Here is a 25,706-nt window from a genome sequence, read left to right on the forward strand (position 1 = left end):
CTAATAATGCATTTTTTTAGCTTGTGACATTTATCACTATGCATTAAATATTATACAGTCCCCAACTACGCCTTCTTTGCCATTTTCGACAAAATATTTAATTAGCAATTCAATGAAATATATATTTTTATTTTTTACTTTTTTACTCGTGCAACTCGAATCATTTTTTTCACGTTTTTTTCTCATTTTTTTATCAACAAAATATTTTTTCTACATAGAATTTTGATTGCAACTTTTAAAAGAAAAATACTTTTTAAAAGTACTACAATATATTTTTACGCATAAAATACTTTTTACAATGCAACGTTTTCTTTAATAAGTTATTTTTACATACAACTGTTTCTTGTAGAAAATTTTTTACATTCCTCTTTCTACGCCTCACCCCACGGATATTATTGATTTTTTTCTTTTCGCAGTCTTACCCACAAACAGACACTAAGAGAATATTCCCCTTATTTTTAGCAACTTATAGCTAAATCCTCTGCAAAAAAGAAAGATTGTGCGATTAATCAAAAAAATGTATAGACTGACTGCATGATCAAACAATGGAAATACATCAATCCACTAATCCATAGGACTAACACCCCATAAGTAAATGGGTACAAACCTCGTTTTGCAAAAGCATTCCTACACAGCAATCACATTTTTTGTTTAGAAAGCGAGATAATACAGCAGTTTAAGCAGGCAAGTGCTACACTGCTCTCCCCAAAAGCTGACCAAAACACTCAGAAAATGAAACAAATGGTCGCTAAATTGTTTAATTGATTACTCATTCAGTTGTAAAGAGATGTAAAAAGACTATATTGCCCGTTAGATTTGTGTTTATGAAATCCCTCACAATCGCATTCTAGGGGCTCCATATTCTTTTCCTTCTTTGAAGGTAGTCACCAAACAAAAGAACTGACGAGCTGTCAGCTACTTCACAACACTATTTCGATTGGCAGGAGTGCCGACCCGCACAATTTGAAAAAGTGTCATGCGTTAAACTCGTTCCTCCGCACAGAAAGGGCACAGTGCTGATGAACTAGTTCAACATACAGGAAGTACTGCGCCGTGTTGCGACGGCGAACTGGATTCGGATTGAAAGAAACAACAACACAGTTTGAACATAGCTGCGCTATGAACAGGAAAATGGGGTTTCCTTTGTGTTGTACTGGAAGAATACCGTAGATTCACCTGCTATAGGTGCGTCTGGGCAATCGGTATTGTCTTCTTTCATAAGGAGCAAGAATTGCATGTTACTTGAAGTTACCACTTCTCACTTCTCAGTCTACATTGGGTGTTTGATTCTTCTGCTTGCTCAGTTCTGGGCATGTAAGCAGTTCAACAAATTAACAACTGTTCTCCTTTTTTCCAGCATTGCGGAAATCGGGGCTGTCCTTGCCGGGCTTGGAACAGGAACAATCTCCGGTAATGCAGGCGCTGCATTACACCTTTTTTACCAGTTCTCTATCAGAGGTCTGGCTGTTTTTGCACTTTTCGGACTGGCAAAACAATTCGGCTCGCTCGATCTCGCAAACCTCCGTGGTGCGTTCAAACGCTCACCACTTTTCGCGGGCGCATTCGGGTTTGCCATGTTTTCCGCCATTGGCTTTACTCCATTCAAAGGTGCAGTAAGTAAGCTGGCGTTGACATACGGGCTTGTCAGTGCAGAGATGTACCTCCCGACAATCATGTTGCTTGCAAGCAACTGTATTGCTTTGTGGTACACAATCAAAATTGTTCAAAGCATCTGCTTTGAAGCGCCTGAAAACGCGGACAGCAAACCGGCTACATCTACCGTACTTGGTGGTATCACCATTCTGTTGGGTATGGTTGTTGCCCTTTCCCACGTTTTTCCGGAGCAGCTTGTTCACGCAGTCGTGGCGACTTTCGGTGCAGAGGCAACTATTCCTCAGTTCGAAGCGCACTGGCCGCTTGCAGCAACTCTCCCATATGTTGGCGCATTCCTACTGTTTATTCCGTCTAAATTCATTCCGGCAGCGATTAAACGTTTTGACTGGCGTTTTGTACTGGCGACTACATTATCTGTAGCAGCATTGGTACTTACCGCTTCTGCTGATGTACCGGCTCTTTCTAAGCTCTTTGCCTGCATTATGGCTGGCATCGGTCTTATTGTTACCGTGTACTCAGGCGGATACATTCATAAAGAAAACGCTACCCGCTACTGGTTTTTCCTGCTTCTCATGCAGGGCTCTCTCATCGGTCTCACCCTTACACAGCACCTTGGTGCACTGTATGGCTTCTGGGAACTGATGACGTTCAGCTCTTACTTCCTCGTTATTCACGAAGAAACAACAGACGCGTTTAAAGCAGGCTTTAAATACTTCTTTATGTGTGCAGCCGGTGCATATGCCCTGCTGTTCGGCATCTTTCTTATCCACAGTGCAACCGGAAGCTTTGAATTTGCCGCCATTGCTCAAGCAACAGGAAACATGAGTCCTGTTCTTGCTGGTATGGCTGCATTACTTTGTTTCTTCGGTTTTGCTGTTAAGGTTGTGGTGTAACAGACATCAGCCCAGAAAAATCTCATGTTAGCGGCTCAAACTTCTACGAACCTGCACTGACCGTTCTGGAACAGTGGCTGAACCTTCCGGCCGAGTTCCTTTCCGGTAGAAGGAAAAAATAGTCATGTTAGATATGCTTACACATAGCTTTCACTTACTCATATTCCCGGGCGGACTTTTTGCTCTGCTTCTGGGACTTCTCCTGAAAGGATTTGACCGTAAGATCTGCGCACGCCTCCAGCGCCGCGTAGGTCCTCCGATCCTTCAGCCTTTCTACGACATCATTAAGTTAAGCCAGAAAGAGACAATCATCCCTGACACCGCAAACAAAGCAATCTTCAAATTTGCTCCTGTATTCGGTTTTATGGGCATGATGGTAGCGGCAATGCTCATCCCTGTTCCAGGTGTATGGAACGGTGCTACCGGTCTTGGTGATATGCTGATGCTGCTGTACTTGCTGCCGATTCCTGCAATTGCATTTATGCTCGCAGGTTCCGCGTCCAGCTCTCCGTACGGTGCAATCGGTACTTCCCGTGAAATGGTACTCATGTTCGCGTATGAAATCCCTCTGCTTGTTGTGCTTCTCACTGTTGCACTCAAAGCAGGCGGCGCTGACGGCTCTGAGTTCTCCCTTGCACAGGTTGTATCGTACCAGCATGCAAATGGCTCCTTCGGCTTAAGCCTGAGCATGATCCCTGCTTTCATTGCATTTCTCTGCTTTATTCCGGGTACAATGGGCGCAGTTCCATTTGACCTTCCGGAAGCTGAGCCGGAACTGCTTGAAGGCCCGCTGCTTGAGTACTCCGGTCCGTTACTCGCCATGTTCAACCTCGCGAGCGCGCTCAAACTGGTTGTTGTTATGGGTCTCGGCGTGACACTCTTCTTCCCGGGCACTATCCCGGGCGGCGCCCTGGCCAACCTTGCATGGTTCATTTTCAAATGCTTCATGCTTATGCTTGTGTCCGTTACCATTGTTCGCACTGCTACCGGACGCCTGCGTACTGACCAGACCTTCAAGTTCTACCTCAAGTACCCGTCAGTACTGGCATACGTGAGTCTTGGACTGACCCTTCTGCTCAAATAAGGAAAGCTGATATGTCTATTATCGATTCTATTAAAAGCAAGGCTGTCCGTTCTCCGTGGCTGTACCGTATTAACGCGGGCTCCTGTAACGGCTGTGACGTTGAACTTGCTACCACAGCGCTTATTCCGCGCTACGACGTTGAACGCCTCGGCTGCAAATACTGCGGCAGCCCGAAGCATGCTGATATTGTTCTTATCACCGGCCCTGTGACCGCTATGGTTAAAGATAAAGTGCTGCGTGTATATGAAGAGATTCCAGAGCCAAAGGTAACCGTTGCTGTGGGCATTTGCCCTATTTCCGGCGGCGTGTTCCGTGGCAGCTATTCTGTACCGATTATGCTGGACGATATTATTCCTGTTGATGTGAATGTACCGGGTTGTCCTCCTCGCCCTCAGGCTATTCTTGAAGGTGTAGCAATGGCGCTGGATATTTGGAAAACACGGATCTAAGGGGGTAATGGTGCTTAGTATCTTTAAAGTTCTTTGGAACAACCTGAAGCAAGGCCCTTCCACCGACCCGTTTCCGTTCGGTGAAACCTTCACTCCAGCCCGGCTTCGCGGCAAGGTCACTATTGACCCTGACTCCTGTGTCGGCTGCGGTGTTTGTGCAACTGTTTGTGCTGGTAACGCAATCAAACATGTAGAACGCGAAGACGGCTCCGGTAAGGACTTTTACGTATGGCATAACACCTGCACTTTCTGCGGGATGTGCCAGCATTACTGTCCAACGAAGGCAATTCGTCTAACCAATGACTGGTCTACAGCGCATTGCAATGAAGACAAGTACAAGATGAAAGAACAAGAGTTCGTCGCGTACGCGCGTTGTACTGAATGTAATCAGGCCATGCCTAATATGCCGCATGCAATGCTTGACCACATCTACGGTACACCAACCAAGGAACTCGAGACCATCTACGGACTTTGTCCAGAGTGCAGAAGACAGAAATCTGCTCAACAGTTTGGAGCTCATATCCATGATTAATACAATGAAACAGCGAGTCATAACGCTCGTTGATAAAATACCTAACGGCGCGAAACTTAGCTGGACTACTGATCTTAAAGATAACCAGTTCGGCTGGATTACGCTTAACGATGTTTCAGACCTTCCTTTCCTGGCAGAAAAAATTCTGCCGGAAGGTCGCCTTGTGACTATCTCCGCATGTAACGCTAAAGCAGAAGACGCTAAAGCCTTCCACGAAGTGTGCTACCACTTTGTTATGAAAGGCCTTACTGTCACTGTTACCGTACTGCCTACCGGAGTTGAACCGACTGTGCCTTCCATTACTCATTGGCATAAGTCTGCAGACTGGACTGAACGCGAAATGGCAGAAAGCTACGGTATTACCGTGAGCAACCACCCAAATCCGCGTCCGCTGTTCCTGCACGATGCTGTAAAATCCGAAGCAATGGAACGCCTTGTTCCTCTTTCCACCATGACCAACAGTGCGTCTACCAACTCACTGTGGGAAAAAATTATGGGTGAAAAAGGAGAGGAGAGCTAGCATGTCTAACACATACACTATTCCGGTTGGTCCACTGCACGTTGCGCTCGAAGAGCCAATGTACTTTCAGGTGGACGTGAAAGGTGAGATCGTTCAGTCCATCGAAATGTTCGCAGGACACGCTCACCGTGGTATGGAAAGCCTTGCGCTTGAGCGTAACTTTTTCCAGAACATCGTGCTCACAGAACGCGTATGTTCCCTCTGTTCCAACAACCACCCGCTGACATACTGCATGGCGCTGGAAAACATCGCGAAAATTCAGGTTCCTGAACGCGGTCAGTACCTGCGCGTTATTGCAGACGAAGTAAAACGCATTGCTTCACACATGTTTAACGTGGGTATCGGCCTGCACGTTATCGGTTTCAACACACTCTTCATGCATGCCATGGAAGTTCGTGAAACCATGCAGGATCTCAAAGAGTCCATCTGGGGTAACCGCATGGACATTTCCGCCAACACTATCGGCGGAGCCAAGTACGACATTGATGACGAAATCGAAGTGTACCTTCGCAAGACTCTTAATGAACTGAAAAAGCCTGTTGAAGAGTTCAGACACATGTATGCAACTCACCCGCAGGTTAAAGCACGAACCAAAGGCGTTGGCATCCTTCCTCCGGAAGCTGCCATCGAATACGGTCTTGGTGGTCCTGTAGCCCGTGGTTCCGGCATCGACAACGATGTCCGTAAAGAAACCCCGTACGCTGCATACGACAAGCTTAAGTTCAATGTTATTCTCGGCGAAGACTGCGATGTTCGATCTCGTGCACTTGTGCGTCTTGATGAGATTTTTGAATCCATCAGCCTTATCGAACAGTGCCTCGATCAGATGCCTAAAGGCCCAATCTGCTGCGATCCGCTTCCGGATATCCCAGCAGGTCAGGCAGTGGCTCGTTCCGAAGCACCACGCGGCGAACTAATCTACTACATGCGTACTAACGGTACCATGTACCCTGAACGCCTTAAGTGGCGCGTACCAACCTACGTAAACTGGGAAGGTCTACGCGTAATGCTGAATAAAGCGAAAGTGGCGGATATCGCACTTATCGTAAACAGCATTGACCCTTGCCTCTCTTGTACAGAGCGATAACGGTCAGTTTATAGGTATATCTGTTTGCCGACTGCGTGGTTATAATCTTGTTACACAAGCTTGAACCGACGCACAGAAGCAACAGAGTTAAGTAGATTAAGAGGAAAAATCTGATGCATGAATTAGCTATAACCCAGAGTATGATCACCATCGTTAACGAGACCGTAAAAGATAAAGACGTAATCGTACGTGAAATTCGCATAGAAGTTGGTCAGCATACCTGCATAGAAAAGCATACCCTTGAAGGATGCTTCGAAGTCTGCACAGAGAAAACGCCTCTTAAAGGTGTAAAACTGACATTTATAGACGTTCCCACAAGCTGGAAATGCAGCGAATGTCATTACACGTTCGAACAACGTCTCGCGGACACATGTCCCCGATGTTCCAATACAAATCTCACAATGGTTACCGGTCGAGAACTACAAGTTAAGAGCCTCGAAGTGGAACCTGTTAATAAGGATGATTCTTATGGAAACTAAAGAGTACGCACTGGTTGTTGATGCAGAAAAATGCAAAGGCTGTAAAAAATGTGAAATCGCTTGTGTAGAAGCACACACCAACCTCACCCGTAAAGAAATCATTAAGAACAAGGCTACAAGCTTAAGCCGCATCAAAGTATGCAACATTGAAAAAGCTAAAGTGCCTGTACAGTGCCACCAGTGCCACAATGCACCATGTGCACGTGTTTGTCCTACCGCGGCTCTCGTTCGTGAGCCAGGCATGGTTCGTGTTCGTCAGCAGCTCTGTGTAGGTTGTAAAATGTGCGTAATGGTTTGTCCGTTTGGCGCAATCAACGTTGCTCACAACGAACCAATTATCGGCGACGCTACACCTACTTCCCGCAAAGTTGCTATCAAATGCGACCAGTGCTCCGAGTGGCGTGCAAAGAATGGCGAAGAACTCACAGCATGTGCAAAAGCATGTAAGTTCGGCGCAATCAAATTTGTGGAAATCCACGAATATCAGGCTCAGAAAGCTGAAGAAGCTGCTCGTTGCTGCATTGATGCAAACGCCGCTGATGCTCAGTCTGTTAACTAGCACTAGCTAGTCCCCTAAAAGTAAGAAAAGGGCGTACCCATCTGGGTACGCCCTTTTCTTCTGCTTTCAGCCTAGCTGGCCTTAACAGGCCGAAACTCAGGTTGCTTCACCAGAATAACGGATGCAGGATCATCCTTCACTGAAGAAGCATTTATTTCATATTTCATACCGGCATTCTTGTCGGCTGTTGGAACGAAGGTTCCATCTATTTTTGCATTTAAAATTTCTATGGCCTTGCGGGCAACATCTGCGGTGAGCCGTGCACAACGTTCTGAAGATTCTTTAGATTTGATCGGAAAACCGGAAGAGTATGCCCAACAAGTTTTCGAAGTTATACACAAAACGGAATCGCTAATGCTGGTTGGAAGATCTACGTCCAGCTTACAATTTGTTTTTGGGCGGTAGATTGGTAACGCGGTGGTGTCGTGCCAGTAGAACAGTTCCCGTACAAGCTCATTATGCTCTTTTTTCTCGTAAAAAAGGCCATAGGCGAAAGCGGCACCAAGCAATGCTCCACAGGTTGACTTCCAGCCGCCGACTCCGGAACGTCCTGCTTTCATGACATGAAACGGAAAATCTTTATACGGTGCGCCGTGCTTTTCAGCCATCTGGCCGATAATGCTGTAGAAGGCAGCATAACAACAGCCGTAGCCCCCATTACAACCATCATATGCCATACGTTCGGCTACTGCCGGATCAACTGAATGCGGCTGCCACAACGGACAATCAGGAAACGTTGTTTCCAATATTGTCTTATTATTACGGTTAACAGGTGCAACAGCAATCGGCACTATTACTTCCTGTTCTTGGTTTTCTGATGAAAGTGACATCATCTCTCCTACCTGATTTTCGAGTACTATCTAAAACACTTAGTTGTTCCCGTCATAAGCAAACAAAGTCAAGCGCTACACGTAGAAACTTTTCATCAGGCAAAAAAAAAGTGCCTTTCGGCACTTTTTACTTTCTGCAACGTTTGCAGCCAGTACACATGGGTCCGCAACCAGCTTGCGCAAAAGTTGCGTCTACCAAAGCATCTTCTAATTTTTTCCAAGCACTCAAAATGTATTTCATGGTTATTTCCTCCGTTGAGGAGGTAACTATGCCTGACCGTCTTCGAAGTAAAATTCAAACTTTTTAGCTTTTTCATAAAAAAAATTCATGAAACCATTTTCCCCTTTTGTCACGGGCTGTTATTGAAATATAAACAGACAAAAACATCTGAACTATCTTTTTAAGTTATACCTTGCGTGCATATTTTTGCTCTATACTTTCAATTTTTGACTCTATTCATTATAAATTTGGACACAAAAAAACCTGTAAAACATGTTTTACAGGATAATTATCTACAATATGTATTTGTAAAAACGAAATTGGAAAAAAATAATCAATAGTGAAAATTTTCACTACGTCTACTTTTCTATTCAGATAAAAAAAGAAAAGCGCCTACAGGCGCTTTTTCTACTTTCTGCAACGATTACAGCCAGTACAAATTCTTCCACAACCACCTTGTGCAAAGGTTGCTTCTACTAATGCGTCTTCAAATCGTTTCCATGCGCTTTTAATGTATTTCATCTTCGTTCCCTCCGTTGAATTACTTGTATGTCTCAGCAGCTAGAAAGTAAAATTCAAAGAATTCACCTTTTCCATAAAAAATTTTTATGGAAGGTTTTTATTCAATAAAAAAAGTATAATATGACCAGTTAACATGATTGTTTTTTGAAAAAAAAAGGCCGTGCACCCTGCACAGCCTTTTCATATACCACATTCGGGCTTGCCTTTCGACAATACATAGCACCCGTTAAACGTCTTAAAGAATCATTAGCTGTTCATCCACAACACAATATGTTCATGTTCATGAAGGACACTGGCAATAATCGCATTGCCATCTTCATCAGGATGAATGCCATCAGACAAGTTATTCAAATACGGTTCGTGTTCTGAAAGCTTTGTAAATACGTCAACATACGAAATATCATAATCCGCACACATATCATAATATGATGCGGAAAGCTTGCCGATTCGCTCCCGATGCTCCAGATTCACAACAGGAAACGGGCTAACCATAATGACATTCCTTTTGCCGTAGGTCTCCACAGCTTCAACAAGAATAGTCCGTGCGTTTTCAACAGAAGCTTCTATAGAAAGATTTTGTTTTCCTGCCGGTGCGGCCATATCAACAACACCAAAGGAGAACAACAGGCGTGGCTTACTTTCAGGAATTAGTCTGGCTTCAACTTCCGACTTCCAACGCTTAGCTATTGACGTGCTGGTGTGTTTACGCGCACCCAGATTGTAAAACGTAGCAGGAGGTACCGGAACACCGGACACCAAGCTTAACGGACCAATCCACCCACGTAATGACGGGTCATTAACACCGAGAGTTAACGAATCGCCAAAAAAGAAAAAAGTTTTCATACTCTCACCTGTTCCAATCCTACTTCAAAAAAAATTAGAATAGTGCTCAAATAGGTTTATCAGCACGTATAACCACAGAAGGACGGAGTTCCCCCCCACCGATTGTTATCCTTGGAAAAACTTAAACGTTGCCTTGCATTATACAACGATGGTGAGCAAGGCTATAACGTAGTGGAGACTATCCGATAGTGTACTTAACGCTATTCTTGTTCAATTGTCTAGCCACCGGATTTCAATATCAATTTTTTTATTTTTACAGCCACATTTCAGTTTTTCTGCTGGACTTTATTTCTCACGCTTTGAGTCCGGAACAACACTTCTCAATGTAGACAACACTGCACAAAAATAAAAAATACATTTCTACAACTGTACCAGTACATTTCTTAGCAAGCGGCCCGCCGCACAATTCATACTTTCGAAGACGGAATTTAACTTATAACAAAGCTAACACCTATAAGACAGAACAAGATGTAATTCTTTACAGGACATTATGAAATATTCTTGGAATTTAAGCTGGTTCCTGCACCGTTCAATGCTTGACAGCGCACCACAAAATACTTACCAAATCTAACGGGATTATATCCCGCCAAATAATTTTTCAGGACACCAAAATGAGCGAACCAACAGAAGAGCATATTAAACGTGTGCGCAACTACGTTGCAAAATATTGCACAAAAACGGGGCTTACCACCCACTCAATGGCAGAAGTTACCGATGCGGTGGTAACAGGCCTTGCAAATAATATTGAGACACTAGGGAAACCTCTCTGTCCATGCCGTTTTTACCCGGACAAAGCAGAAGAAATTAAATCCCGCACATGGCTCTGTCCATGTAACGACATGAAAAAATACAAGTACTGTCACTGTATGCTCTTCGTTAACGAAGATGGAATGCCAGTAACAGAACACCTTCCGGAAGGTCACGAAGGTCTTGCAACCTATGGTGTGACAAAAGATCCTGCACCGGAAAAATATAACGCACCGAAATAGAATTTCCTTATGTACGATTTCAATAGTCCCCGTAGACAGGCAACTCCGGGGACTTTTTTTATATAGACAATCTTCTATTATGCCTCATGCATTCCAGCCCAAACAAACTATCCCGTACACCCCCTGCCTAACATTGAATATCAGTCCCGCCTGCCACCTGCCGCCTTCCCAAAAAAAGAGGCTTCCACCACAATAGTGAAAGCCTGCAAACCATATGACTAGCGGCAGACAATACTGCCGTAAAAGCACATAAATTCTGCAATAAGACAGTCTGTGTTGCAAGTAACTTTTACCTAAAAGTTGCAGCATCCATCATAAGCCGAGCCAGAATTTTCTGGAGTGCCACGCGGGATAAGCCGGACACTCTTGCAGCTTCCGAAATGTTTCCTCTTGTGCTTTTAAGCAGATCAGACACATATGCTTGCGTAAACTCATCAATAACTGTGCTTTTTGCTTCCTTATATTGGATAAAACCGGATAAGCCGCTTTCGTTAGCAACAACAGTAGATGAAGTACCGGTATCTACAAGACGCACGACGCTCATATCCACTGTATTTCCGGAGCAAAACACAGTCAGACGGCGAACATAGTTTTGCAGTTCACGTACATTTCCATGCCATTGTTTTGTTGAAAGATACGTTAATACATCCGACTCAATGCCTTTTTCCGCCAACCCCATTTCGTTACAGGATTGGCGTAAAAAATGATGCGTCAGCAATGGAATATCCGTTACACGTTCACGCAACGGCGGAATTGTAACGGTAAGGACATTCAAGCGATAATACAGATCCTCACGAAAAGCCTTATCCTGAATCCGCTTTTCCAGTTCCTGATTTGTTGAGGCTACCACACGAACATCCACTTGTTCATTGTGGTTTGCGCCTACGGGACGTATCTCACCTTCCTGCAACACCCGAAGCAACTTTGTCTGCACCTTGAAAGATATATCGCCAATCTCATCTAAATGCAGAGTGCCTCCATCTGTTGTAGCAAAAAGTCCCTTGTGATCTTTATCAGCACCAGTAAATGCACCTTTTACATATCCGAAGAGTTCGCTCTCAAGCAGCTGCTCCGGTATAGCCGGACAGTTAATACTTAAAAAGTTCTTCTCAGTGCGAGGGCTCAACTGATGAATCATCCGTGCGACCATCTCCTTACCGGTTCCGGATTCACCACGAACCAGCACGGTATAATCCGAATGCGCCACAGCCTGAATAGAAAGCTTAAGCTGCTGCATGGCTGGAGATTCGCCTATAAGCTCTCCGGAAGTACTAAAAGAGCGCACTTGTTCTTTTAACAGTCTGTTCTCGTTCATCAGTGTTGCGCGTTCCTGACTTTTAGCCACGACTCTAAATAATTCGGCCGGCTCAACAGGCTTAGTCAAAAAATCATACGCACCTTGCTTTACAGCCTGAACAGCCAGTTCAATAGTACCATGTGCAGTGAGCATCACCATTGAAAGATCAGGACGCTGCTCCAATGCAAGTGGAAGCAAATCCATGCCGGTCATTCCCGGCATAAGCATATCCGTAAGCATGATATCCACGTGCGTTGATTTCAAAACATCAAGAGCAGCTTCGCCCGTATGGGCAAGCAGCACTTCAAAATCCGGAAACTTACGCACAATCAGACGCTGCAACCCACGGGCAAAATCCCGCTCGTCATCAACAAGCAATATAGTTAGTTTTACACCTGATAGTTCCACTACTATTCTCCAAAGTCACATGGTGTTGCAGCCGGAAGCTGCACTACGAATTTAGCCCCGCCAAAGTCTATGCTTGAATTCGCTTCAACTTTGCCGCCAAGGTCAGTCACCATGCCGTACACAATAGCGAGCCCGAGACCTGTACCGGAACCGGGGCCTTTTGTTGTAAAAAATGGATCAAAAATTCTATGCATGTTTTCCGGCAAAATACCTTCGCCGTTATCCTCAACGCTAACCACAACAGCATCACCCTGCTGAACGACACTCAGGTGAATATGTCCATTTCTCTCTTCCACAGCGTCTAGAGCATTCAGCACAAGGTTGGAAAGAACCTGCTCCAGTTCATGTTCCCCCATTGCGACAAAGGAATTGTCTGTCATGACGGATGCCGTGAGCTCTACTTTTTTTACTGCAGCCTGAACAGAAAAAACCTCTGTTATATTCTGCACAACCAGCGCGATATTCGATACGCCCTTATGGCTTACCTTCGGGCGGGCAAAATCAAGCAAATCGCGCAGCACCCGTTGTGCATGACGGGTATGACGCAAAATAATATCAATATCCTGAGTTTGTTGAGCATCTTCAGCATCGTCTTTCAATAGTTCTGCATAGCAAAGAATCACACCCAGTGGGTTGTTAATCTCATGCGCAAGGCCTGCCGCAAGCTTACCGATTGTCGCCAGTTTTTCATGCTGCTGCATCTGGGCAATCATTCGTTTTTCACGCGTAACTTCGCGCACATGTACAACAACACGATCAGGAAGATTATTCCCCTGAATAACGGGATAAATACCTATAGCAAATGTGCGGCTATCATCCACAACAACCTCATCCACAAACGGAACTTTCCGGGAAAGGGCAAGCTGCATGGAACAGCCACCCGTAGCATTATAAGCTGACAACATGGAAAGAATATTACCGCTGGTATCATGACCTCCGCTGAATTCCGCAGAAAGATTGCATGCAGCTTGGTTCGCCGTAAGCAAATTGCAGGATGAATCCATCAGCACAAGCGGATCAGTAATACCTTCAACAATAGTTTGCAGGGTCTGCATCTGACGCATCATATTATCGAGTGCCACAAGGTTTTCTCCTGCAGCACCAAGCTGTCTGCCAAGAGCGCGCATCAATCCCTGATCCTGCAACGCAACGTATCGAGGATCATCCCAGTACAAGATCAACACACCTTCTGCATTACCCGCACTGGACTCTACAGAAATAATGATACGGTTATCTTCAAATTTAATTCCACTTTCGGTGATTACATAGAGCCAATCATCAGGAAGTTTTTGAGCCTCTGCACCATCAGGCCATGAATAACTGTTATTTGAAGCAAAGGTACAGATATACGTAACCGTTGTGGCGCGGAAACGGTTGCCAATTTCAGGCATTGCAAGATTCAGCAACTCACCACGGGAGCGACTCTTCTGCATAAGTGAAAGCATTGTAATAAACAAAGCAACATCTGAACGACGCTCCAGTGCTTCGTGCGTCAATTCCTGCGTACGCTCTTCAACCATTTCCCGAAGATTTTCTGCATACTCTTTCAGCTGTGCACGGGCAGAAAATAAATGGTTGTTTAGCTCAAGCAGTCCTGACTCAAGTTCCTCAATCTCATCTTGCTCTACAAGGCTGTCCAGCAGTTCTGTACCGCCTGTTTCTTCAAGATTTGAACGGAACACGGTGGAAATTCGCTTAATATTATCCACCACAATCACTTTAAAAAGCACATTGGTTATGGAGAAAAACACAACCGCCCCCACAACAAAGAAGGCAAAATAACCAATAATAATCTTTTGCAATTGTCCGAGGCTTGCCATGACATTAACGCCTACCAAGTCCACCCCGCCGATCGAATCCACATCCTTATTAAAGCCGCGTTCCCCATACTGCTGAACCACTTCCTCAGGAGCATCATTAATATCACCGTGACAACGCATACAGCTTTCAACATACGTAACAGGGCGTGCCATTACATAGTAACGCTGCTCTGCTATATCTTTATACCCTTTCCAAAGTCTTTCGCCAGGATGCTCTCGGAAATATTCCACTAAACCACGCTCAAGCGTATTGGCTTCAAATTGCGGATTACGGGAATTAATAGCCACACGGCGGTACAGATATCCATGGTCTCCCTTAAAATGCTCCATGACACTTCGGGAAATATACGAAGAGCTCATGGCCTCGATAACGAACGTACCGGGGATCATTTCGTACATCTTAGGCCGTAGTACCTTTCGCACATAGTTCTGGACAGCATCCACCTGTGTAAACGTAAGTGTAGCCTTTGCCTCAACTTCATCTTCCAAAACTGTCCGCATATGAATGTAGAAGCCAATGGCAAACATTATCCCGAGCACAAGAGATGCCACGGCAAGTCCACTTAAGAACTGCTTTTGCAAAGAATACGGCTTACGAAAAAACATACGGATGTGTATCTCCAAAAACTAAGACGCGTAACGTTGTGCAGCAAAGCGTCAAATTACATACATACTCGCGGTTGCAAGCACATAAAGAAAAGGCACCGTAGCGTAGAATCTATGGGGCTACAACTCAATGCAGGGCCAAATTTGCGCCACACTGTAATAAGTCAGTTTAAACATAAAAAACCCCGTAGAGTGTGCACCACGGGGTCTCGGACAATAAACAAGCAAGTAAAACGACGCTACTTTGCGACCACATTCATTGAGCGGGGCATATGCTCAAATGTCGAGCGGGCACCTAGGTCGGCTTCTCCGCAAACTTCTATATCAGTATAATAAAATTCACCTGTTTCAATCCCGCTATCGTCAATGAACTTTGCCATTGTGGTAAAATCCTCAGAGCTTGCGGTAATAGCAGGACAAATCACGTACGTGAACGACCAAAAGATTGCGAGTCCGGCTACAAACTTGGTCCATCTATAAGCTGCGCTTGTCTTATCCATTGTCATGTTCCCGTTCCTTATGCGGCGTAGTTACACCGGATAAGGTGAAAATTTATTTTGCTTAAGGACAGGAGAGGCCGGAGCCTCTCCTGAAATGTATATACTTAGATTTTTGCTGTGATCTCTGGGAATACCACATAGAACATGAGATATGCCATTGTAAGAGTCAGCATCAGGTTAAGGGACTGACCACAAACATACAGAATAAGCGGCTTGCCGCCTTTAAAGTACCCTGCAAGTTCACGGAAGTTAGTTGCAAGACCAATTGCTGCAAAACTGAGGCAGAAGAACCAGCCGCGGAAGATTTTAGAGAAGCCGCGGATTACACCGTGGTCAACCATCGCAAAGCCTGCGTCGGAACCAAGAGAGGTGTAGATAGTTGAGAAGATGATAGAAGCGATGATAAAACCGATAACAAATTTAGGGAAGCGGTGCCAGATTTCCATCCAGCCAACTTTCTTGCCTGCTTCAGCTTCAACTTTAGTACACCAGTAAACTGCTACACAAAATGCTGTCACACCGATAAGCACGTTCTGAATCATCTTAATTGTTGCAGCAACAAACATTGCTTTCTCAGAAAGGAATGCACCAGCAGCAGCTACAGCACCAGTTGCGTCAATGGTACCACCCATCCATGCACCACCGAGAACGTGCGGCATTGCAGTCGCTTTGATAACTGCTGGCATCACGATCATCATGATGGAGGTGAACACGAGAGAAAGACCGATTGAAAGAGTAAGCTCTTCTTTTTTCGCACGACAAGCAGCAGCGGTAGCAATAGCAGCAGAAGTACCACATACAGACATATCTGCTGAGATTACCATGTTAAGGGTCTTGGAAGGCATCTTGATTACTTTCTGACCGAAGATAAAGGTCGTAATCAAAACAACAGGTGTCACAACCCACGCTACAAAGATACCTGGAACACCAATCGCAATAACTTTACTGAAGAGAACTTCAGCACCGAGAAGTACGAGACCTGTTTTAATGTAGTATTCAACCTGAAGAGCTGGTTTGATCCAGTTAGGAGTACCAACAGTGTTTGCGATGAGCATACCAATTGCAATAGCCCATGCAGCATAGCCGATACCATAATGCTTCATAGTTGCCTGATACCCCATGAGGTATGCGAGAACACCTACTAAGAATACTGCAAAGAAGCCTTTAAGGAATCCGCCGGCATCTTTACCCATAACTTTGATACCCACAGAGAACATAAGTGCCATAGCAAGGCAAAGTCCGAGAAGAGAAGGGAACAAGTTATATGGCTTATGTTTGATTTTCTTTTTAGCTTTGCTGGAAGCCTGACGAGCTTTACGCCATGTTGCAATTTGAGAAATAGCTTCGTCATTAAGAGCTGCATTTGTAAAGGAAGCTTGTGCAGCAACTTCCTGAGCAGCAAGTGCTACCGTTTTGGCAGCCTTAGTTTTGGCCTGAGCAGCTTCGTACTTAGGTTTGTATTTAGCGTTCAGAGCATCTGCAGTAGATTGGTCCATGTAGAACGCGTCAAGCGGGTTAGATTTCCATTTTTGAGGCTTATTGGTCCAAGACTTGATCATCTTGCCAACAGGAGAACTTGTAGCTTTCAGCTTACCTTTACTATCCTGAGCATCATAATAGGCAACGGTTTTAAACGGTGCATACTCAGCCTGTTCCTGCATTATAGAGTTTGCAGCTGCAATCTTCGCATCAAGGTCTTTAGGCGCATTGTTAAAATAGATAACGCTACCAATAAGTAAAATAAGAGCACCAAGCCAAATAGCCCAGTAATCTTCCTTAAGCCATAAATCGGAGATCTTTGAGTTCCCCTCATCAACTACAATATTTTTTTCTTCAGCCATTATGCATTTCCTCCTTTGCAATTGGCACTACCATTTGTGTTACACCCCACGAATAAAACCTGAAGGTTTGACAGTGAGTTAGCAAAGAGAATGCCATTTCTTTCACAAAAGAAAACACGCATGTTTTCAGAATGTTACAGTAAAAAAACTTTATTTACCCGTACGACAATAAAGAACATGCATACTCAAGTTTGCACAAAAAAACAGGCCATTATGCACACTAGTAAATATAAAACTAATAAATACAGCATAATAAAGAACTGCAAACCCAACTTTGCAACAAATAATGAATAGCCCTTCCTGAAGTATGCGCCATGTCTGCGAGCAGAGAATAACAGCGATTTTTCGGTTAAAACTCTACATGACAGTATGTTATGTCTGGACAGACATATAGATTTAACACTATCAGCTACTAAGTAAGCACTTACAAATTAATGTTCAACGATTCTACTTACCAGGTTTAACACTATGACTACCAAACGAAACATACTGATTATTGTCCTGCTCATTATCGGCGCAACTGCTATCGTCGGCTCTTTTGCACTCATAAAACAGAACAAAGAGCTTGCAGCAAAAATGCTCAAGGATGCAAATTCACAAAAGATTTCCGTCACATGCGATAAAATCGATGCCGGAATTTTGTCGATTGAATACAGTGACCTAAAAATCCATGAAAAGAGCAACAATAATTCTTCAGAAGCTATTACCATTACAAATCTTACCATTACGAAATCACCTTCACTGGCGACACTTATTTCTCAAGATATGAAACAAGGTAAAACGACCATCCATTGTAATGGCGTTCTTATTCCGCTCACTGCTCCTGTTTCAAATCAATATGGCTCTGATGTGCTTGAGCTTAACCTTTCTACAACTTCCGTCATTCAAGATGAAAACGTTCACGCTATTTCAACAATAGATATTCCAAAACTAGGAAGCATTACGTCTACCCTCGCACTCAAAGTTAATCCAAAGCTCTACGAACTAAAGGGCAAAGTCGATGGTACAACATTTGTCCGCAATATCGCCCTGAACTCTTTTGAGTTTACACTGGAAAATAACGGCGGAGTTCAGAAGCTCTTAGCCGCCAACAACATACAGGAAGATTCCATTAAAAAAGCCGAACATGAGCTACAAAAGCTCTCTGCTGTTGACTACAAGGCAGACTTAAAAAGTTTTATTGATGGTTCAAAAAAGTTATCCCTGTCCTACAGCTTTCCGAATGATACAAGCGTTCCCCTCAGCCAGCTCTTTCTTGCATTTTTGATGAAAAATCCAAATGATCCTTCCAAGATCAAAATTGCTTCATTCTAATAAAAAAAAAGCTGCCGATTACGGCAGCTTTTTTTTATTTCAATTGCGGTTGTTCTATAGCTTCCGGTGAAAGACTAAGCTCCACCTTGGATGCCTTTATTTCATGTTTGTGGAACACCTTAATAATCTTGGATCGAACTTCATGCCCAAGCTCCCATGCGGAAGGAGGATTTTCAGCCCACGCCACAACCCAGCATTTAAAATTCCGCTCATCCATACTGATCACCCAAAAACGCGGGTCTTCATAATCAGCAAAATGGTTGGAATTTACCACTGCACGCTTAACGAGCCGCTCCACGTTATCCAAATCACAATCATACGAAACCAAAAATTCAATGTTAACCCATTGGTATAAATCTGTTTTCGTATAATTAATAACTTTCTGTGAAAGCATCATACTGTTGGGGAAAATTACCCGTTTCCAGTTCCAAAGCTTAAGCACTGTATGAATTGTAGTAATATCTTCAATAGTCCCGTAATGACCGTCAACAATTACAGTATCATTAACACGGAAAGGTTGAGAAAAGGAAATTACCATCCCTGCAATAGTGTTCTCGATAAGCGGACGAGCCATGATCCCCACAACAACACCGATAGATGCAGCAAACACAGATATGTATGTTGCCGGGATACTACCCATATACGGAAAAAACAGTGCAATCATCCATATCAATATGAGAACAAATAACGAAATACGACGGATAATAGAAAAACGGTTCTCAATTGACTCCATAGCCTTTCGACGGGCCCGCCTATTTGGACGATCCACAGGGCTATCTGTATTTTTCGCTAAAAATTTATCCAGAGAAGAAATTCGCTCCTGACGCTGCGATTCGGTATCATCAATTTTATTTTTCGCCCATACAATGACAAACACCCCGAAAAATGCTGTCAATATCGTCAATACCGGAAGACCTTGTGAGTATAAGATGATCTCTTTAAGCATAGCGTTATATTAGCGTCAGCGAACAGCATGCGCAACTTCTTTCCTTCCGGTACATACCCATTGACCTCATAGCTACTCTCCACTACTTTTTATTACATATGCGACGCAATATTTTAGTAGTAGATAAAGATAACGGTTCCCTTGCAGCTCTTCCAGAACTCTTGAAAGCTGCAGGCTATGAGGTGATTCATGTCCATACTCATCATGAAACACGTTCGACTCTTACAAAAGAACATTTTGCAGTAGTCATTGCCGGGCTTGAAGAACACCACGCACAAAAGCAAAGCCTGCTTAAATCCATCAAAGCAAACACACCCGACACAGAAGTCATTCTAGTCTCACGTGCCGCACGTGTTGATGCTGCCGTACGCGCCATGCAAATGGGCGCATTCCATTTTTTATCACTGCCTGAAAACCCTGCCGATCTTCTTGTTATTGTTGATAAGGCAATGGAAAAATGCTTCCTGCAATCAGAAGTTAACGAACTTCGTCAAATCTTGAAAAAACAGCAGACAATGCCGACACTCATCGGCCAGAGTGCGCCCATGCAGGAGCTTAAAAAAGAGATCGCCCGCATTGCTCCGCTCGACTGCACCGTTCTCATTCAAGGAGAAACAGGTACAGGTAAAGAGATGGTCGCCAAAATGATCCATAAGCTCAGTTCACGGGCGGACAAACGCTTTTATGCCATAAACGCCGGTGTATTCAGCCCAGAGCTGCTTGCCAATGAACTTTTTGGACACGAAAAAGGTGCCTTCACAGGCGCACAGTCCACCAAAGAAGGGATTTTTGAAGCTGCTAACAACGGCACCCTTCTTCTCGATGAAATCGGTGAAATGCCCGTAAATATGCAGGTACAGCTATTACGTGTACTTCAGGAACGCACTATTACACGTGTTGGTGGGACATCTGACATCTCCATTGATGTACGCGTCATAGCCGCAACACACCGTAATCTGGAAAAATTAGTCGAAAAAAATCAGTTCAGACAAGATCTCTTCTATCGTCTCAATGTATTCACTCTGCGTTTACCTGCTCTGCGCGAGCGCCCTGACGATATCCCCTTGTTCTGTAACTTCTTTATTGAAAAGTACTGCAAAACATTTGGCAAAAAAGTCACAGGACTTTCTGAAAATGCCATGCTCGCTTTAATGCGCCATTCTTACCCGGGCAACGTTCGCGAACTGGAAAACATAATCGAACGTGCCGTTGTGCTCTGCGACAGCGGAACTATTCATCTAGCCCACCTTCCACAAGAATTTTCTATAGGCACAAAACGAACACGCAAGACTCACACAAACAACACGCACAGAACTTTGGCCGATGTTGAACAGGAACACATTACACAAGTCCTTCACAGTGTTGATGGCAACAAGGCAAGTGCTGCCAAAATATTAGGAATTGATCGTGCTACACTTTGGCGGAAATTAAAAAAATATTCTTTGTAAAATCAGTCTATTACTCCGCGCCTCTAATGTTGCACTTTGCAACGCGTTGCATTACGCAACACCCTCGCTGCATTCCCCTAAATGACAGTGGTTTTCAATCCAAAATTCTTAAAGCGTTGCACATTGCAACGCTTTTATTTTTTATACATTTTGTAACTAAAGAATTTTATTCAATAGATTTCAACATATTATGCATACAATCAATTTTGGCACGACATTTGGATATAGTAAATTGAACAGTAACTAGGCTTATTTGGACCTCCTCCAATTTGTCTATCCAGTAACGTAAATCGTCGGCAACCGAGTTACGTTGATCCACACATAGTGCTCCTCTCACTTAGTTTCAGTGTCGCACGGAGGACCCACCTCCTCTTCCACCACCATCCATCATTCGGCACTGGAACAGAAAAGGCTTCATGACGTCAGCGCGTCATGAAGCCTTTTTTGATTTCCAAATACCATATAAGCGTATATAACCGTCGTAGCACAACATTTTACATTTTTTCGCACCAATTACCCACAATGTATACAAGATAAACTGGAGGCTACATGTTTTCTGCTGCAACATACGCTGAGCGAAGAAAAATCTTATGCACCCGTCTCACAGAGCGCGGTGAAAAAGGTCTGCTATTATTTCCGGGACATTCTGCATCCCCCATGAATTACACAAATAATACATATCCATTCCGTCAAGACTCCTCTTTTCTCTATTTTTTCGGACATGATCATGAGGGATTAACAGGCGTCATCGACCTTGATGCCGGAGAATCGTGGTATTTTGATCAAGGCTTTTCCATGGATGACATCATATGGTCTGGAGCACTGGCTACGCCTGAAGAACTCGCAGCCCGTTGCGGAGCAGAAAGATACGGTGCAGAAAAAACACTTACCCACATGGTGACCGAAGCAAAAAAATCGCAGCGCCCTATACATATTTTACCTGTCTACCGTGCCGAAACCCGTATGCGCCTTGTTCAACTGTTAAACTGCGGCATTATGGAAGCAGACAAATTTGTCTCCACTCCTCTCATCGAAGAAGTTGTCAAACTACGTTCCGTAAAATCCATTGAAGAAGTTATGGAGATCGAGCAGGCATTGGAAACATCCTATGCCATGTACGCCAATGCACTCACCGCAACACGTCCGGGTGCTTCAGAGCGCCAACTTGCTTCCGTTCTCCATTCAACATTAGCGTTGGCAGGCTCCGCTCCGTCATTTACCCCTATATGCACTGGACGTGGTCAAATTTTACACAACCACGAATATAGCCACATGCTCCATTCAGGAGACCTACTGCTCATCGATTCAGGTGCTGAATCTGAAAATCACTACGCATCAGACATCACAAGGACATTCCCTGTAGCCGGCACATTCACCGGGCAACAGCGAGATGTATACTCCATAGTCCTTGCCGCGCAGGAAGCAGCTATTTCTCAATGTGCACCAGACATTCCTTTCATTGACTGCCATATGACCGCCGCAACCACTATTGCTTCCGGCTTGCGAGATCTGGGCATCCTTAAAGGGTCTGTTGAAAGCATTGTAGCGGCCGGCGCTCATGCGCTCTTCTTCCCGCATGGTCTCGGACATATGCTCGGACTGGATGTACATGATATGGAAGGTCTTGGTGAAGACTTCGTGGGCTACGACAGCACCATTACCCGTTCTGAACAATTTGGATTACGCGGCCTGCGCCTTGCACGCAAACTTCAACAAGGTTTTGTCGTCACCATTGAACCGGGTTGTTATTTTATTCCGGCTCTTATGGAACAATGGGAGGCCGAAGGCACTTGCAAAGAATTCATCAACTTCGATACAGCAAAACAATTCAGTGAATTTGGCGGCATCCGGATTGAAGATGATATTTATATCACCAGTGACGGGCATAGAGTTCTTGGACAACAAATTCCTAAAACAGTCGCTGGAATCGAAGGCCGTATGCACGCTTGTTCACAACGCATGTTCCAAGGCAGATAAAACTGATGCGACTATCATAGGCTCCTCCCCATACAATAGGCTACAGTCTTTCCCAAATACCAAAAGGACTGCGTCAGTATGCTGACCTGCCGATACCTTTGTAGGAGGAGATTGCATGAGTAATTCTGACAAAGAGGCCCGTCGTGAAAAAGTCATTGAAGTATTGAACAAAGCCCGCAGCATGGAATTGCATGCCATTACTCAATACATGAACCAGCACTACGGTCTGGACGACATGGATTACGGAGAACTCGCAAAGCAAGTTAAACTGATTGCTCTTGATGAAATGCGGCACGCTGAAATGTTTGCAGAACGCATTAAGGAACTGGGCGGTGAACCGACAGCTGAACTATGCTGTCCAGTGGAACGCAAACAGGCTGTTGAACGCATTTTCCCTTTCGATGCAGATCAGGAAGATGACACCATAGATAAATATAACCAATTTCTTATCGTATGCCGTGAAAACGGAGACAGTGTAAGTCAAAAGATATTTGATACAATCATCGAAGAAGAACAACTGCATTACAACTACTTCGATGCCATCTCAGGGCATATCGAAAAACTCGGCGACGTGTTCCTTAGCAAAATTGCAGGCACACCAGCATCAACAGGTTTAGTAAGTCAGGGCTTTGCAGTTGGTGGCGGAGAATAGCATCAAGTTGCCTCAGGTGATCTTCGACGAGCCTCCGGCGGCAAAAAACCTTGTAGCCCCGCGCTTTGGACTCCACTACCTTTCATAAGTTTTACAATGAAAAAAGGCTGTCCCATGTATGTAGGACAGCCTTTTTTATTTTCAAAGCAGTAAAAAACTTATGCTCTTATCGACTTTCAATCACAGCATAGGCACTGTGGTTGTGGATAGACTCAAAGCTTTCCACTTCAACTCTGTACCAGTCGATTTTTTCGTGTTCACTAAGTTGTTTTGCAACAGCACGCACGACGTCTTCCACAAATGTAGGATTTGCAAAGGCATATTCTGTAACATACTTTTCGTCTTCACGCTTAAGTAGTGAATAGACTGGAGATGAACCAGCGTTATTCGCAATTTCAATAAACTCTTCAATCCATGCAAAGCCATTCATGTTAACCTGAAGGCGAATTTCGGCACGCTGGCTATGTGCGCCTTCTTCTGAAATAGCTTTAGAACACGGGCACACTGTCATAACCGGCACGCAGACTTCAAGCATGCAACTCATTTCATTTTCTTCAAGCGCACCAGTAAGCGTCACTTCGTAATCCATACGACTGTTGCGCTTTGTTGCCGGAGACGACAACGTCATAAAATATGGGAACGTGAAAGAAATAAATGCATTCCGCGCGCTAAGGCGTTCCTGAATCTGCGCAAGTAATTCTTTCAGACTATTATAATCCAGCTTTTCCCCAAAGTTTTCAAGGGACTCCACAAAACGACTCATGTGAGTACCTTTAAAAGCTGCTGGTAAGTCAACTCCCACTTCCACTTGAGCAACGGTATGCTGTGCACCACTTGCACGATCTTGGACAGAAAGTGGAACCCGTAAATTTTTTACACCCACACTATCGATAGGAATTGCCACGTCAGATGAGCCCATCTGAATATCTTGTAACTGCTTAGGCAATGTCTTGTCCTGTTGTAGTTAAGTTTAATTTACCATGCTTAACCCCCTTGGTGGAGGTAAGCTGTTGAGCTAACGCACGGATTCCGGAACCACTTCCTTTAAGAACAAGAACTTCAAGACAGTTGTCGTGATCTAAATGTACGTGCATGGAAGTAATAATCATATCATGCGAATCATGCTGAATTTCTGTAAGGCGCTGCGCTAAATCACTCTTATGGTGATCATACACAAGCGTCAGTGTCCCTGCTAATTCTTTATCGTCCTGTTCCCATTCCTGCTGCACAAGGGTATTACGAATTAAATCGCGGATAGCCTCAGAGCGCGTCTGGTAACAGCGATCTTCACATAAATCATCAAACTTTTCTAACAGTTCAGAATCAAGGGATACGCCGAAGCGAATTGTACGTCCCATATATCCTCCAGACTTCCCGAAATTTTAGCGGGACAGTTCCCAAAGATTAACAGTAACTTTCGATGGCTGCTCATAGATCGCCGTTGTCTTTTCAGTACGCAACTTGTGGGACATCCATCCCCTTTTATCAAGCTGCGCTTTAAATTCGTTGTACACGTTTCTATTGGGTTCTGCCACCCATGCCCGGCCCCCCGGTACGAGGCAATGATCCAAAAATGTAAGCACAGGCTCTACAAAACGAGTTTCGTACATAATGTCGCCGCCCCACATCAGATCTACAGACTGCGCACGGACAGCCGGGAAGCGCCAGTCCATAAGAGTCCAAACCGGTTGCGGAACATTATTTAACGCTGCATTCTTTCTGGCAAAACGCAGTGCCTCAAATTCATAATCCATTGCTATGACATCGGCACCCAGCCAGGAAGCGATAATAGCTGTCAGTCCAAGTCCACAGCCAATATCAAGACAACATTTACCAGTAATAGCTTCTTTATTAGCAAATAAATGTTCACCAAGCACCAGACTGGAAGGCCACAGTTCTGTCCAGTATGGCAAACGTTCGTCATCATCAAGATCGTCGTCCACCATGGCTTCCCATAATGTTTCGAGATCAGCAGCTCTATCCAGCGTCCAAGTCCGTCCGCAAAGCGGTACTTCCAGACGCGGTGCATATTCAGAAAGTTGATTCATTAATGAAACTACCATTGGGTTTTGCAAAAAAACGTTCAATAGCGCACCTTGATTCATCCGTCTACAAAAGACACATGCTCCCAAATGCGGATATACGCAATTCAAACCAATATAGTCACGCTTGTGACCTTTCCATATCCCCGTTACTATACATTTCTAACCGTTAATATTACGACTCCGTCTAAATGCCGGAAGGCACCATAAACTCACCGCCTAAATGTATACTCA

At 44.3% G+C, this 25,706-nt stretch carries 23 protein-coding genes; 13 read left to right on the forward strand and 10 right to left on the reverse strand.

Going from position 1 to position 25,706, the window contains the following annotated elements:
• The first annotated feature begins 1,235 nt into the window (after positions 1 to 1,235).
• From F461_RS0107075 to F461_RS17305, 8 genes are all read left to right on the forward strand, one after another.
• Entirely contained in the window at positions 1,236 to 2,507 is a 1,272-nt protein-coding gene (locus F461_RS0107075; protein ID WP_020000454.1) for a proton-conducting transporter transmembrane domain-containing protein, read from the forward strand.
• Between the two features lie 124 nt (positions 2,508 to 2,631).
• Positions 2,632 to 3,591, forward strand: coding sequence for a respiratory chain complex I subunit 1 family protein (locus F461_RS0107080; RefSeq protein WP_020000455.1), 960 nt, complete (start codon positions 2,632 to 2,634; stop codon positions 3,589 to 3,591).
• A gap of 11 nt (positions 3,592 to 3,602) precedes the next feature.
• On the forward strand, positions 3,603 to 4,040 hold the full coding sequence (locus tag F461_RS0107085) for an NADH-quinone oxidoreductase subunit B family protein (RefSeq protein WP_020000456.1): 438 nt from the start codon (positions 3,603 to 3,605) through the stop codon (positions 4,038 to 4,040).
• A 7-nt stretch (positions 4,041 to 4,047) separates the two neighbouring features.
• The gene (locus F461_RS0107090) at positions 4,048 to 4,572 is read left to right on the forward strand and encodes a 4Fe-4S dicluster domain-containing protein (RefSeq protein ID WP_020000457.1); all 525 of its coding nucleotides are present in this window, start codon (positions 4,048 to 4,050) and stop codon (positions 4,570 to 4,572) included.
• Positions 4,565 to 5,092, forward strand: coding sequence for an NADH-quinone oxidoreductase subunit C (locus F461_RS0107095; RefSeq protein ID WP_020000458.1), 528 nt, complete (start codon positions 4,565 to 4,567; stop codon positions 5,090 to 5,092). Before F461_RS0107090 ends, F461_RS0107095 begins: the two co-directional genes overlap by 8 nt.
• Before the next feature lies 1 nt (position 5,093).
• Positions 5,094 to 6,179: a hydrogenase large subunit gene (locus F461_RS0107100; RefSeq protein WP_020000459.1), complete on the forward strand. Its 1,086-nt coding sequence runs from the start codon at positions 5,094 to 5,096 to the stop codon at positions 6,177 to 6,179.
• A gap of 113 nt (positions 6,180 to 6,292) precedes the next feature.
• Positions 6,293 to 6,658: a hydrogenase maturation nickel metallochaperone HypA gene (gene hypA, locus F461_RS0107105; RefSeq protein ID WP_020000460.1), complete on the forward strand. Its 366-nt coding sequence runs from the start codon at positions 6,293 to 6,295 to the stop codon at positions 6,656 to 6,658.
• Entirely contained in the window at positions 6,648 to 7,217 is a 570-nt protein-coding gene (locus tag F461_RS17305) for a 4Fe-4S dicluster domain-containing protein (RefSeq protein ID WP_020000461.1), read from the forward strand. The genes hypA and F461_RS17305 overlap by 11 nt, the downstream gene beginning before the upstream one ends.
• Before the next feature lie 71 nt (positions 7,218 to 7,288).
• Here the strand turns inward: F461_RS17305 and F461_RS17310 are convergent, their stop codons facing one another.
• Positions 7,289 to 8,047 (reverse strand): C-GCAxxG-C-C family protein, encoded by a 759-nt coding sequence (locus F461_RS17310; protein ID WP_020000462.1) that lies wholly within the window; start codon positions 8,045 to 8,047, stop codon positions 7,289 to 7,291.
• Between the two features lie 988 nt (positions 8,048 to 9,035).
• A complete protein-coding gene (locus tag F461_RS17315) occupies positions 9,036 to 9,632 on the reverse strand; it encodes a GDSL-type esterase/lipase family protein (protein WP_020000465.1) in 597 nt (198 codons plus the stop codon).
• Between the two features lie 611 nt (positions 9,633 to 10,243).
• Between F461_RS17315 and F461_RS0107135 the strand changes: the two genes are divergently transcribed.
• Positions 10,244 to 10,621, forward strand: a complete 378-nt coding sequence (locus tag F461_RS0107135; RefSeq protein ID WP_020000466.1) for a ferredoxin-thioredoxin reductase catalytic domain-containing protein — start codon at positions 10,244 to 10,246, stop codon at positions 10,619 to 10,621.
• A gap of 289 nt (positions 10,622 to 10,910) precedes the next feature.
• Here F461_RS0107135 and F461_RS0107140 read toward each other — a convergent pair whose 3' ends face one another.
• From F461_RS0107140 to F461_RS0107155, 4 genes are all read right to left on the reverse strand, one after another.
• Positions 10,911 to 12,326 (reverse strand): sigma-54-dependent transcriptional regulator, encoded by a 1,416-nt coding sequence (locus F461_RS0107140; protein WP_020000467.1) that lies wholly within the window; start codon positions 12,324 to 12,326, stop codon positions 10,911 to 10,913.
• A 2-nt stretch (positions 12,327 to 12,328) separates the two neighbouring features.
• The gene (locus F461_RS0107145) at positions 12,329 to 14,752 is read right to left on the reverse strand and encodes an ATP-binding protein (protein ID WP_020000468.1); all 2,424 of its coding nucleotides are present in this window, start codon (positions 14,750 to 14,752) and stop codon (positions 12,329 to 12,331) included.
• 239 nt (positions 14,753 to 14,991) lie between these two features.
• Positions 14,992 to 15,252 carry a hypothetical protein gene (locus F461_RS17320; RefSeq protein ID WP_143154783.1) on the reverse strand — a complete coding sequence of 87 codons (261 nt, stop codon included), beginning with the start codon at positions 15,250 to 15,252 and terminating at the stop codon, positions 14,992 to 14,994.
• Positions 15,253 to 15,356: 104 nt separating this feature from the next.
• On the reverse strand, positions 15,357 to 17,093 hold the full coding sequence (locus F461_RS0107155; RefSeq protein ID WP_020000470.1) for a YeiH family protein: 1,737 nt from the start codon (positions 17,091 to 17,093) through the stop codon (positions 15,357 to 15,359).
• Between the two features lie 468 nt (positions 17,094 to 17,561).
• Here F461_RS0107155 and F461_RS0107165 point away from each other — a divergent pair, with 468 nt between their 5' ends.
• Positions 17,562 to 18,407 (forward strand): hypothetical protein, encoded by an 846-nt coding sequence (locus F461_RS0107165; RefSeq protein ID WP_020000472.1) that lies wholly within the window; start codon positions 17,562 to 17,564, stop codon positions 18,405 to 18,407.
• Positions 18,408 to 18,441: 34 nt separating this feature from the next.
• Here the strand turns inward: F461_RS0107165 and F461_RS0107170 are convergent, their stop codons facing one another.
• The gene (locus F461_RS0107170; RefSeq protein ID WP_020000473.1) at positions 18,442 to 19,353 is read right to left on the reverse strand and encodes a mechanosensitive ion channel family protein; all 912 of its coding nucleotides are present in this window, start codon (positions 19,351 to 19,353) and stop codon (positions 18,442 to 18,444) included.
• A 98-nt stretch (positions 19,354 to 19,451) separates the two neighbouring features.
• Between F461_RS0107170 and F461_RS0107175 the strand changes: the two genes are divergently transcribed.
• The 3 genes from F461_RS0107175 (at position 19,452) to F461_RS0107190 (ending at position 23,430) form a co-directional block, all read left to right on the forward strand.
• Complete coding sequence (locus tag F461_RS0107175; protein ID WP_020000474.1) at positions 19,452 to 20,801, forward strand: sigma-54-dependent transcriptional regulator; 1,350 nt, start codon at positions 19,452 to 19,454, stop codon at positions 20,799 to 20,801.
• 549 nt (positions 20,802 to 21,350) lie between these two features.
• Positions 21,351 to 22,778 carry an aminopeptidase P family protein gene (locus tag F461_RS0107185; RefSeq protein WP_020000475.1) on the forward strand — a complete coding sequence of 476 codons (1,428 nt, stop codon included), beginning with the start codon at positions 21,351 to 21,353 and terminating at the stop codon, positions 22,776 to 22,778.
• Between the two features lie 115 nt (positions 22,779 to 22,893).
• Positions 22,894 to 23,430 carry a ferritin-like domain-containing protein gene (locus F461_RS0107190; protein WP_020000476.1) on the forward strand — a complete coding sequence of 179 codons (537 nt, stop codon included), beginning with the start codon at positions 22,894 to 22,896 and terminating at the stop codon, positions 23,428 to 23,430.
• A 166-nt stretch (positions 23,431 to 23,596) separates the two neighbouring features.
• Here F461_RS0107190 and folE2 read toward each other — a convergent pair whose 3' ends face one another.
• From folE2 to F461_RS0107205, 3 genes are read right to left on the reverse strand one after another with little or no spacing between them, the layout of a single operon-like run.
• Entirely contained in the window at positions 23,597 to 24,376 is a 780-nt protein-coding gene (gene folE2 / locus F461_RS0107195) for a GTP cyclohydrolase FolE2 (protein WP_020000477.1), read from the reverse strand.
• Positions 24,369 to 24,788: a nickel-responsive transcriptional regulator NikR gene (gene nikR / locus F461_RS0107200; RefSeq protein WP_020000478.1), complete on the reverse strand. Its 420-nt coding sequence runs from the start codon at positions 24,786 to 24,788 to the stop codon at positions 24,369 to 24,371. The genes folE2 and nikR overlap by 8 nt, the downstream gene beginning before the upstream one ends.
• Before the next feature lie 24 nt (positions 24,789 to 24,812).
• Positions 24,813 to 25,478: a class I SAM-dependent methyltransferase gene (locus F461_RS0107205; protein ID WP_248642540.1), complete on the reverse strand. Its 666-nt coding sequence runs from the start codon at positions 25,476 to 25,478 to the stop codon at positions 24,813 to 24,815.
• Positions 25,479 to 25,706: the final 228 nt, after the last annotated feature.

Source organism: Halodesulfovibrio aestuarii DSM 17919 = ATCC 29578 (assembly GCF_000384815.1).
Classification (GTDB): domain Bacteria; phylum Desulfobacterota; class Desulfovibrionia; order Desulfovibrionales; family Desulfovibrionaceae; genus Halodesulfovibrio; species Halodesulfovibrio aestuarii.